Raw genomic sequence first — 11,265 nt, 5'->3', positions numbered from 1 at the left:
GGAATGCAGAGAATGCAGAGAATGCAGAGAATGCAGAGAATGCAGAGAATGCAGAGAATGCAGAGAATGCAGAGAATGCAGAGAATGCAGAGAATTTTGCTCAGGTAGCCCGGGCAGAGCAATCGCCGCAGCCCGGGACTTCGCTACATTGACTACTTACTGTGCCAGTAGGCCTGGGAGCGCACCAGCTGCGGGTCAATCTCATCCCCTTTAAAGCGCTCAAGCAGCGATTTCACCACCGCGCCTTCGCCGGTCACCCAGATAAAGTAATCCTCCGCCGGGACGCGCACCTGCGCCAGACGCTCGGCCACCGCGGCGGGGTTATGGCCCACCACCCACTCAATATTGAAGCCGTCAAACTCCGCCAGATAGTCTTTATAAGCCGCATCGCCGATGGTGACGATCGCCGTTACCTGCGGCACAACCGGCAGCTGGCTTAATGCCCGCAGGCGACGAAGCAGCGCAGGCATACCGGACTCATCGCCCACGTACAGCTGCCAGGCATAATCTTCCGGCACCACCAGCGAACCGCGCGGCCCGCCAATGACCAGCTTATCGCCGACGCTTGCCGCCAGCGCCCAGCGGCTGGCGAGACCGCCGTCATGAATAAAGAAATCATAGGCCAGCTCATGGCGTTCGGCATCGTACAGCGGCGTGTAGTCGCGGCTCGCCGGGCGCACGCCCTCGCCCCAGTTAATGCCTTCATCCGTCACCTGCGGCGGCGTAAAGGTCGCGCCCTCCTGCGGGAAAAAGAGCTTGGTGTGGTCATCAAAACCCTGCGAAACGAAACCCTCCAGCGCGTCGCCTCCCAGCACGATGCGCTGGAAGCCAGCGCTCACGCGCTCCACGCGCAGCACGGTAAGTTCGCGGAAACGGAGTTCATTTTGTACGCGCTGCGGGTACTGCGTTTTTTTGAGTGTTGTCATCATCGGCGGCCTTCGTGAAGTTAAATAGATATATCTAAACCTGATGCAAATGATAATGATTGCCATTAAAAAAGAATGCAAGATCTTTTTTGATATAGTCAGACCAAAAGCCATAAAAATCCAAAAAATAAAACAAATTCATTAATTATCAGTCAATTAAAATTCACAGAATAATTATCATTGCCACGGCAAGACATTTAGATATAAATTAGATATATCAAAACTAACAGGAGATAACGATGCGAAATCATCATGAAGAGGAGCACGACTCGCGCGAACACCACGCTGAACGCGGCGGGCGCAGAGGCGGCGGGCGGCGCCAGCGCTTCTTCGGCCACGGCGAACTGCGGCTGGTTATCCTCGATATCCTCAGCCGCAGCGCCAGCCACGGCTACGAGCTGATCAAAGAGATAGAGAGCCTGACCCAGGGCAACTACAGCCCGAGCCCCGGCGTTATCTACCCCACCCTCGACCTGCTGCAGGATCAGGGGCTGATCGGCGTTGAAGAGGAAAACGGGCGTAAAAAAATCTCGATTAGCGAAGAGGGTCGTCGCCTGCACGCGGAAAACCAGCAGTCCCTGGCCGACATTCGGGAGCGTCTTCAGGCGCGGATGGTCGGCTGCGAGCTGCGTAAAAATCCGCAGATGAAGCGGGCGCTGGAAAATTTTAAAGCCGTGCTGGATTTGAAAGTGAATCAGCAGGCCATCAGCGAAGCGCAGCTAAAGCAGATTATTGCCGTCATCGACCGCGCGGCGATGGAAATTTCCCAGCTCGATTAGGCCGTCGCCGCCCACCAGCCGGCCCTCTTTTGCCCCAGCGTTGGGCAAAGCGCACCGCGGCGATGCACGCGACGCTAAGCCCGCAGAGCGCATGCTGCGTCCGCTCAGGAGTAAAGCATGCCAATAATATCGCCATAAGATTAAATATTGCGCAATTGCGCTTTCACGCTGCGTTTATCCCGATTTTCAGCTGCTGCACCGAAGTGGCGTAATCCCTGCAATACTTAATTCAGTATCATGTGATACGCCCATCCCAGGAGCCCACTTTGAACAGGTTACCTTCCAGCGCATCGGCTCTGGCCTGCAGCGCACACGCACTGAATCTCATTGAGAAGCAAACGCTCGATCATGAGGAGATGAAAGCACTTAACCAGGAGGTCAGAGAGTACTTTAAAGAGCACGTGAATCCGGGGTTTTTAGCGTATCGAAAATCTGTTACCGCTGGCGGGGATTACGGAGCCGTAGAGTGGCAGGCGGGAAGTTTAAATACGCTTGTCGACACTCAGGGACAAGAGTTTATTGATTGCCTGGGTGGCTTTGGAATTTTTAATGTAGGGCACCGTAATCCAGTCGTTGTTTCCGCCGTAGAGCACCAGCTCGCTAAGCAACCTCTTCATAGTCAGGAACTGCTCGATCCGCTGCGGGCCATGCTGGCCAAAACGCTGGCGGCCCTAACGCCGGGCAAGCTGAAGTACAGCTTCTTTTGCAATAGCGGAACCGAGTCGGTCGAAGCGGCGCTGAAGCTCGCTAAAGCCTACCAGTCCCCGCGCGGCAAATTTACCTTTGTGGCCACCAGCGGCGCTTTCCACGGCAAATCGCTGGGCGCGCTGTCCGCTACCGCCAAATCGACGTTCCGCAAGCCGTTTATGCCGCTGCTGCCGGGATTCCGTCACGTGCCGTTTGGCGACATCAACGCCATGCGCACGCTGCTCAGCGAGTGTAAGAAAACCGGCGATGACGTCGCGGCGGTGATCCTTGAGCCAATTCAGGGCGAAGGCGGGGTGATCCTGCCGCCGCCGGGCTATCTCCCCGCGGTTCGTAAGCTGTGCGACGAGTTTGGCGCGCTGCTGATCTTCGACGAAGTGCAGACCGGCATGGGTCGCACCGGCAAAATGTTTGCCTGCGAGCATGAAAACGTTCATCCGGATATTCTGTGTCTTGCCAAAGCGCTCGGCGGCGGCGTGATGCCGATTGGCGCGACGGTTGCCACCGAAGAGGTCTTCTCGGTGCTGTTCGACAACCCGTTCCTGCACACCACCACCTTCGGCGGTAACCCGCTGGCCTGCGCCGCGGCGCTGGCGACGATCAACGTTCTGCTGACGGAGAATCTGCCGGCGCAGGCCGAGCAGAAAGGCGACCTGCTGCTGGACGGCTTCCGCCTGCTGGCTCGCGAGTATCCGGAGCTGGTGAACGAAGTCCGTGGTAAAGGGATGCTGATGGCCATTGAGTTCGTGGATAACGAAATCGGCTATGACTTTGCCAGCCTGATGTTCCGCCAGCGGGTGCTGGTGGCCGGCACCCTGAACAACGCGAGGACGATCCGCATCGAACCGCCGCTGACGCTGACCCTTGAGCAGTGTGAGCTGGTGCTGAAGGCGGCGCGGAACGCGCTGGCCGAGCTGCGGGTGTCGGTGGAAGAAGCCTGACGATAGCCAACAAAAAGCCCGGTGGAAGCGATATTCACCGGGCTTTTTTACGCCTGCCGGTCAGCTTTCCAGTGTTACCGTCAGCCGAAATGTTGACGCTACGGGTAAACCATTTTCATCCGTTAACCATAAGCAGTCTGGGTTTGACATCAACAATTCTATTCGCAGAAGCTATTTATCGTACTTATCAAATCGTCCGAATAAAATTGGATGGACAATAATTAATAAGACGACAGAAACTACCGTCAATACAAACCAATAGTCAGGAACTAAATACCTGAAAAGGATTCCGCTTGCAAAGAACCAGACCACAAAAAGTATTTACGTAAAGAGTATTGATAGCAGACTATTAAACATAGCAGGGGCTCTTCAGACAATAATAAAATTCATCGTAGTTATTAAACAGGCTGAATTTAACATAAGGATTTTTTGTATGAGTTATTTATCGTACTTATCAAATCGCCCCGTAAAATTTGGCAATATAATAATTAGTACTATCACGGAAACGGCGGTTAGCGCCAGCCAATACGCCGGGAAGAACTCAAGGTAAAAAAAACCAAACCCGATAAGGCAAACCAGAAGAAGTCCTTCATTAAAAATGAGTGACAGGAGAGTCTTAAACATGACACTAACTCTTTATAGTATTATCATTTAAATAACTGATGTCTTTTATAAAGCATCTCTGCCATCAGTACAGTTAATGCCAAACATACGCTGATAAAATAAACAACTCAAATAAAAACACCGAATATGCTTTATCTATCTCGTAAATATCAGTCGCTGAATGCTAATTCATATTTTATACACCCAGGTCATTGTGGAATATATTAATGCATTGAATATATCGCAAAATAAATTCACTCACGGTCCGGCTCGCCATTGAGATAAACAGTGCACACGGCACAAAAGAAAGTTCTAAGCACGCCCCTCCAGCCATGACTTAGCCTGCGGTAATCCGTTCGCCGGATGTTTCCGCAGGCCAGTTTCCGATGCTATTCCGGCAGCAGGCCCACAAAGCTGCGCTTCTGCCGCGGCTGCGACATCATCTCATCCAGCTTCTCAACGCAGGCCAGGTAGTGCGGCGTTTTTTTGTGCGCCAGCACCGCGTCCTCATCTTTATAGGCCTCGTAGATAAAAAACCGCGTCTTCACCTCCGGGTCCTGCAGGACGTCGAAGCGCAGGTTGCCCGGCTCCTGCAGCGCCCCTTCATGGTTCGTGCGAAAGACGTCGAGAAACTCGTTAACCCGCTCCGGTTTGATATTAATTTCTACCAGCGTCACGTTCATTTCAGCTCCCCCTGCTTCTCCTCCAGCCAGAACTGATACGCCTCGCGGGCGCTCATATTCTCGTGCACCACTTTCTTCACCGCCTTCAGCATCGCGCGCGGCGCGCTGGACTGGAAAATATTGCGCCCCATATCGACGCCGGACGCGCCCTGGTCAATTGCCCGCCAGCACATCTCCAGCGCCTCCTGCTCCGGCAGCTTTTTGCCGCCGGCGATCACTATCGGCACCGGGCAGCTGGCGGTCACTTTTTCAAAGCCCTCTTCAACAAAATAGGTTTTGACGAACTGCGCCCCCATCTCGGCGGCGATGCGACTGGCCAGCGAGAAATAGCGCGCGTCGCGGGTCATCTCTTTACCGACCCCGGTAACCGCCAGCACCGGCATGCCGTAACGGTTCCCGGCATCCACCAGCTTAATAATATTGCCGATCGACTGATGCTCGTATTCGCTGCCGATATAGACCTGCGCCGCGACCGCACAGACGTTAAGGCGCAGCGCGTCTTCCATCGTCACCGCCACGCACTCGTTGGAAAGCTCGCTGAGGATCGAGTTGCCGCCGGAGGCGCGCAGCACCACCGGCTTGTTGGTGGCCGCCGGTACCGTGCTTCTTAGGATTCCGCGGGTGCACATCAGCACGTCGGTCTCATCAAACAGCGGGGCGATGGAGAGATCGATCCGCTCAAGCCCGGTGGTCGGCCCCTGAAAATAGCCGTGGTCGAAGGCCAGCATCACCGTGCGGTTGCTCTGCGGGTTAAAGATGCGCGCCAGCCGGGACTGCATCCCCCACTCCAGCGATCCGCAGCCCTTCAGTCCGTAGAGCACGTTCTGCTGCGGTCGGTCCAGGCCAAAGTCCTTCCCCTCTTTGATATCGTCTAAATCTGCCATTTCATCCCCCGTCAGAAGTCGTAGTTGTTGATGTTCTCTTTGGTGAACACCACGCGCTCCGGCAGCAGCACGATGCCGTTGCCTTTCGCCTCATACTGATAGCCCTGGACGCTGTTTGGCTCGACCTTCAGCGTTCCGATATCTTTTACCTCCACGCTGTCACCGACATTAAGATCGCCTTTTTTCAGCAGACGATCGGCGACGTTAACCGCAATTTTTCCCTGCTGGACCACATCCCACAGGCCGAAGGCTTTCACCGTGCCGCGCTCGACGTACGGGCGCATAACGTTCGGGGTGCTAAAGCCGACAATCGCCACCCCCTGACGCTTAAGGTTCTCCGCCGCCTGCGCCGCCGCCGGGAGCGCGTTGGCGTCCGGGGCGATAATGGCGTCGAGATCCGGGTAGGCTTTTAGTATGCCCTCGGCGGTTTGCAGCGATTTGGTGGCGTCGTTATAGCCGAACTGGGTGGTCACCACTTCCCACTGCGGGTGCTCTTTGGCAATCTTCGCTTTGGCCTCTTTAACCCACTGGTTCTGGTCGGTCACCGTCGGGCTGGAGTAGAAGAACGCCACCTTAGCAGCCGGTTTGGTTACCTGCTTCGAGGTCATATCCACCAGCAGTCCACCGAGCTGCTGCGGGGTGCCCTGGTTGATATAGATACTGCGGCATTCGGGTTTGGTATCGGAGTCCCAGGTCAGCACCTTCACGCCGCGCTGCATCGCGCGCTTGAGCGCCGGGCACAGGCCGTCCGGCGATACCGCGGAGACGATAATCGCGTTGTAGCCCTGGTTGACGAAGTTGTTGATCAGCTGCACCTGGCCGGAGACGCTCGGTTCGGTCGGGCCGTCGTAGGTGACATCAACCCCCAGCGCCTTGCCCGCCTCTTTGGCGCCGTTGCCGCCGCTGGTAAAGAAGCCCACGCCGACGAGTTTAGGAATAAAGGCAATGCGGTCTGCGGCCTGGGCGGTCGCCACGCTCAGCGCCAGCGCCAGGGCGCTCGTTTGCAGGATTCGTTTGGTTTTCATCGTATGTTTATGCTCCGATTGTTTTATGCGCGAGAAAGGCGTCGCCAGGTCATTCGCACCCATTCACGGTGCAGGCTCAGCGAGCGCCCCATCACCACCACAACCAACAGCGCCCCTGACAGCGCGCTCGACACCTGGTTGGGGATGCCGACCATCTGTAAACCTTGTTGTAAATATCCCACCAGCAGCGCCGCCAGCGCCGTGCCGATAATGGAACCTGAACCGCCGTAGATATTCGCCCCGCCAAGCACCGCGGCGGTCAGCGCCGGCATCAGCAGATCGCGGCCGAGGTCCGATCGCGCCGAGCCAAAATAGGAGACCATCACCAGCGCGGCGATGGCCGAGGCCACGCCCACCAGGCCATACAGCACGTACGGCATGCCGTTCACCGACAGCGCGGCATAGCGCGCGGCGCGCGGGTTTTGCCCGAGCAGAAACAGGTGGCGGCCAAAGCGCCCGCGATGGGCCAGCAGCCAGAAGAAGAAGGTGATGACGATAAACAGCACCAGCGGCAGCGGCAGGCCGAACAGGGTCAGGTTGGCGAAGGCGGTGAAGGCGTCGGGGAAGCCGCCAATCCCTTCATAGCCGGTCGCGCCCGCCATGCCGGAGAGCAACAGCGCCCCGCCGCCGTAGAGGTAGAGGGTGCCGAGGGTGATCACCAGCGGGCTAATGCCGGTGTAGTGGATCAGCGCCGCGTTAATCAGCCCGCACAGCAGGCCAAGCAGCAGGGTTAACGGGATGGCCAGCCCCATCGGCCAGCCCGCCTGCATCATCACCCCCAGCGCGATGGCGCACAGGCCGATGGTCGAGCCGAGCGAAATATCGATGCCGCCGCTAATGATCACCAGCGTCAGCGGCAGGGCCACGATGCCGATACAGATAAAATCGCTGGTGCTGAACAGCAGCATATTGATATCCAGCATCCGCGGGTTAATGGCCCCGAACAGCAGAATTTCCACCACCAGCAGCGCCAGCAGCGCGCTTTCCCAGCTGAGCTTCATCACGCCACCTCTTTGTTTTTACGCTTTGTGAACGGGGCCACGCCCTTTCCCCCCTTATTACCGGGCTGAAAGCGGGCATATTTCAGCGCTCGCTGGTGGCGGCTCAGCGCCTGGCGCAGCCGCCCGTCGAGCACCAGCACGCCGAGCAGCACCAGGCCGGCAATAAAGTCGTTCCACCACGCCGGGAGCCTGAGCAGCACCAGCACGGTATCAATCTGAGTAAGGAAGAAGGCGCCGAGGAACGCGCCGATGAGCGTCCCGGTGCCGCCGAGCAGGGAAATACCGCCGAGCACGCAGGCGGCGATGGCCTTCATCTCCAGCCCGCTGCCGGTCTGGTTGGGCACAAAGCCAATCTGGGCGGCAAAAACGACGCCGGCGCAGGCGGCCAGCATGCCGTTAAGGGTAAAGGCGAGCATCCGCGTGCGGTTCACCGCGACGCCCAGCTGGCGCGCGGCGGTCAGGTTGTCGCCGACGGCGTAGAAATCGCGGCCGGCAGCGGTGCGCGACAGCATCCAGGCGCCGGCCAGCAGCAGAACCAGCACCAGCCAGCCCAGCGGCGAGATGCCGATAAACGCCGGCTCCGAGAGCGACTTGAGGCTATCCGGCAGGCCTTCAATCCATTTACCGCCGGTCCACAGCAGCATCACCCCGCGATACAGCCCGAGGGTGCCAAGGGTGGCGACAATCGCCGGAATGCGCAGCCCCACCACCAGCAGGCCGTTAAAGGCGCCCGCCAGGGCGCCAATCGCCAGCGCAAACGCAATGGCCGCCGTCAGGCCGTAGCCGCCGTTGAGCGCCACGCCCACCGCAATGGCGCACAGGCCAACGGTGGAGCCGACGGAAACGTCGATATTGCGGGTCAGCATCACCAGCGTTGCCCCGAGCGCCAGCAGGCAGAGGATTTGCGAGCTGGCGAAGATCATGCCCAGGGTCTGCAGGCTGAAGTAGGCCGGGTTGAGCGCCACCAGCCCGGCAAACAGCACCACGATGGCGAGAAAAGCGCTCAGTTCGCGATTCTTCAATAACGTTTTCATGCCGCGCCTCCAAATGCCAGCGTCATCATGCGTTCAACGGTCACCGCCCGGCGCGCCAGCTCGCCGCTCTGTCGGCCCTGGTGCATCACCAGCACCCGGTCGGCCAGGCCCACAAACTCATCCAGATCGCTGGAGATCATCAGCACCGCCACGTTCTGCGCGGCGACGCTTTTCAGCAGCTGGTAGATATCGGCGCGGGCGGAAACGTCCACGCCGCGCGTCGGCTCGTCGACGATCAGCAGCAGCGGATTGGCTTCAAGGCAGCGCGCCAGCAGCACCTTCTGCTGGTTACCGCCGGAGAGGGTGCGCACCGGCTGGTCGCTATCGGCAAATTTGATCCCCAGCGCCCGGTGATAGCGCTCCACCACCGCCGCCTCGCGTTTATCCTGCTGCCACAGCGACGGCTGGTTAAACATCACCGTATTCCAGCGCACCGGCGCATCGAGAAACAGTCCTGAGACCTGGCGATCTTCCGGCAGATAGACCAGCCCGCTGGCCAGCCGGGCGCGGGTGCTGGCGTCGCTGATATCGCGGTTCTCCAGCCAGACCCGCCCCGCGCGCGGCGGCCGCAGACCGTAGAGAGTTTCGGCAAATTCGGTGCGCCCGGATCCCACCAGCCCGGCGAGGCCGACGATCTCCCCGGCGTAGATCTCAAGGCTTAGATCGATAAAGCCCTCGCCGGTGAGATCCTCCACCCGCAGCACCGGGAAGTCCTGCGGCTGGGTGCGTCGGTTGCCCGGCAGCGCCAGCCACAGCTTCTGCGTATCGCTGAGGGCGTGTTCCCGGTCGGCGGGCGTCATGGCGCTCACCAGCTGATTGTCGCTGTAGTCGGCAGTGTGTCCGCTCAGCACCACCGCACCGTCGCGCATGACCGAGACGTGGCTGGCGATCTGGCGGATCTCCGGCAGCTTGTGAGAGATAAAGACGATGCCGACACCGAGATCCTGCAGCGCGCGGATCTGGCAAAACAGACGCGCCGTTTCGCCCGGCGTTAAGGAGGCGGTGGGCTCATCGAGGATCAGGATCTGCGCTTGGCGCATCAGGCCGCGCAGGATCTCGACCATTTGCTGATCCGCTACCTCGAGGGTGCTGGCCGCCGCGTCGAGATTCAGCTGGCAGCTGAGCTGCTGCAGCTTTTCCTGCAGCTGCGCGGCGCTATCGGCGCGCTTCGGCAGGCGAAACAGAATGTTTTCCCGCACCGTCAGGTTAGGGAACAGCATCGGCTCCTGCGGCACCAGATAGACGCCCTGCTGATGGGCCAGCGCGGGGGTCAGGCGCGTAAAGGTGTTCCCGCCGAGGGCCAGCTCGCCGCTGTCGGGGGTTTCTACGCCGGCGACAATCTTCATCAGCGTCGATTTCCCGGCGCCGTTGCCACCCATCAGGGCGTGCACCTGGCCGGAAAATAACGTGAAATCAATCGCCTTCAGCACGCTAATGCCGGAGAACTGTTTACAGATTTGGCGGGCTTCAAGCAGTGGCTTCATTATCACGCCTCGATTTGAACAAATGATTTTTTAATTTAATAATGTTCAAAAGCGTAGACCCTGAACTATATTTACAACCGTGCGAGGATCACAGTTTTATGCTTTCGATCGTTTGAATAAAACCAGCGAACAGCCAAAGATCGGTTTTGCCGGCCGGCTCACATTTTCCGACCGTGCAATAGCGAACATATGATCTAAATTTTTATAAGAGTTCACTTTATGAGCGAAAAACGCATTACGGAAGAGAGCCGCTACGCCGGGCTGGCGTTAGCCGAGGAAGAGCTGGTGGCGCGGGTGGCCTGGTGCTATTACCACGACGGCCTGACGCAGAACGACATTGGTGAACGTCTGGGGCTGCCGCGGCTGAAGATCTCCCGGCTGCTGGAGAAAGGCCGCCAGTCCGGGGTGATCCGCGTGCAGATCAACTCCCGCTACGAAGGGTGCCTGGCGCTGGAGACCGAGCTGCAGCGGCGTTTCGATCTGAAGATTGCGCGCGTGCTTCCGGCGCTGAACACCCCGCCGATGAACACCCGCCTGGGGATCGGCGCGGCGCAGTCGCTGATGGGCGTGCTGGCGCCGGGGCAGCTGCTGGCGGTCGGTTTCGGCGAGGCGACCATGAGCTGCCTGCAGCATCTGAGCGGCTTTATCAGCTCTCAGCAGGTGCGGCTGGTGACCCTTTCCGGCGGCGTGGGCCCTTACATGACCGGGATCGGCCAGCTGGATGCCGCCTGTAGCGTCAGCATTATCCCGGCGCCGCTGCGGGTCTCCTCCGCCGACGTCGCCGAGATCCTCCGTCGGGAGTCGAGCGTGCGCGACGTGATCCTCGCCGCCACCGCGGCGGATGCGGCGGTGGTGGGCATCGGGGCTATCGACCAGCGCCGCGACGCCACCATCCTGCGCTCCGGCTATATCAGCGAAGGCGAACAGCTGATGTACGCCCGCAAAGGAGCGATAGGCGACATTTTGGGTTATTTCCTGCAGGCCGACGGCAGGCGGGTTGAGGGACTGGAAATTCACCGGGAACTGCTTGGCGTGACCCTCGACGAGCTGGCGCAGCTGCCAACCATCGTCGGCGTTGCCGGAGGAACGGAAAAAGCGCAGGCGATTTACGCGGCTCTTATCGGCAAGCGGATTAATGGCCTGGTAACGGAAGAGACAACAGCACGCGCGGTGCTCACGCTGGCCTCCTGACGGCCCTGC

The 11,265-nt window shown here is 58.9% G+C and carries 9 protein-coding genes and 1 pseudogene; 3 read left to right on the top strand and 7 right to left on the bottom strand.

Annotation, left to right across the window (positions count from 1 at the left end; translation table 11 throughout):
* Positions 1 to 152: 152 nt before the first annotated feature.
* Positions 153 to 926, bottom strand: a complete 774-nt coding sequence (locus RTE01_RS24475) for a siderophore-interacting protein (protein WP_041147755.1) — start codon at positions 924 to 926, stop codon at positions 153 to 155.
* A 239-nt stretch (positions 927 to 1,165) separates the two neighbouring features.
* Here RTE01_RS24475 and RTE01_RS24470 point away from each other — a divergent pair, with 239 nt between their 5' ends.
* Positions 1,166 to 1,705, top strand: coding sequence for a PadR family transcriptional regulator (locus RTE01_RS24470; protein ID WP_134527853.1), 540 nt, complete (start codon positions 1,166 to 1,168; stop codon positions 1,703 to 1,705).
* Between the two features lie 266 nt (positions 1,706 to 1,971).
* Positions 1,972 to 3,351: a putrescine aminotransferase gene (gene ygjG / locus RTE01_RS24465; RefSeq protein WP_041147324.1), complete on the top strand. Its 1,380-nt coding sequence runs from the start codon at positions 1,972 to 1,974 to the stop codon at positions 3,349 to 3,351.
* A 992-nt stretch (positions 3,352 to 4,343) separates the two neighbouring features.
* On the opposite strand, the gene lsrG is transcribed toward ygjG, so the two are convergent.
* From lsrG to lsrA, 6 genes and pseudogenes are all read right to left on the bottom strand, one after another.
* Positions 4,344 to 4,637, bottom strand: coding sequence for a (4S)-4-hydroxy-5-phosphonooxypentane-2,3-dione isomerase (gene lsrG / locus RTE01_RS24455; protein WP_141335437.1), 294 nt, complete (start codon positions 4,635 to 4,637; stop codon positions 4,344 to 4,346).
* Positions 4,634 to 5,521 (bottom strand): 3-hydroxy-5-phosphonooxypentane-2,4-dione thiolase, encoded by an 888-nt coding sequence (gene lsrF, locus RTE01_RS24450; RefSeq protein WP_041147328.1) that lies wholly within the window; start codon positions 5,519 to 5,521, stop codon positions 4,634 to 4,636. The genes lsrG and lsrF overlap by 4 nt, the downstream gene beginning before the upstream one ends.
* 11 nt (positions 5,522 to 5,532) lie before the next feature.
* Positions 5,533 to 6,546 carry an autoinducer 2 ABC transporter substrate-binding protein LsrB gene (gene lsrB, locus RTE01_RS24445; protein ID WP_041147329.1) on the bottom strand — a complete coding sequence of 338 codons (1,014 nt, stop codon included), beginning with the start codon at positions 6,544 to 6,546 and terminating at the stop codon, positions 5,533 to 5,535.
* A 7-nt stretch (positions 6,547 to 6,553) separates the two neighbouring features.
* Positions 6,554 to 7,547: pseudogene (lsrD, locus tag RTE01_RS24440) on the bottom strand (autoinducer 2 ABC transporter permease LsrD).
* Entirely contained in the window at positions 7,547 to 8,581 is a 1,035-nt protein-coding gene (gene lsrC, locus RTE01_RS24435) for an autoinducer 2 ABC transporter permease LsrC (protein ID WP_041147331.1), read from the bottom strand. The pseudogene lsrD and the gene lsrC overlap by 1 nt, the downstream one beginning before the upstream one ends.
* On the bottom strand, positions 8,578 to 10,065 hold the full coding sequence (gene lsrA, locus RTE01_RS24430; RefSeq protein WP_141335435.1) for an autoinducer 2 ABC transporter ATP-binding protein LsrA: 1,488 nt from the start codon (positions 10,063 to 10,065) through the stop codon (positions 8,578 to 8,580). Before lsrA ends, lsrC begins: the two co-directional genes overlap by 4 nt.
* Positions 10,066 to 10,284: 219 nt before the next feature.
* On the opposite strand from lsrA, the gene lsrR reads away from it, so the two are divergent.
* The gene (gene lsrR / locus RTE01_RS24425) at positions 10,285 to 11,256 is read left to right on the top strand and encodes a transcriptional regulator LsrR (RefSeq protein WP_045856735.1); all 972 of its coding nucleotides are present in this window, start codon (positions 10,285 to 10,287) and stop codon (positions 11,254 to 11,256) included.
* Positions 11,257 to 11,265: the final 9 nt, after the last annotated feature.

The organism is Klebsiella terrigena (assembly GCF_006539725.1).
Lineage (GTDB): Bacteria > Pseudomonadota > Gammaproteobacteria > Enterobacterales > Enterobacteriaceae > Klebsiella > Klebsiella terrigena.
Note: the sequence above shows the minus strand (reverse complement) of the source record. Positions and strands in the feature narration are given on the sequence as shown.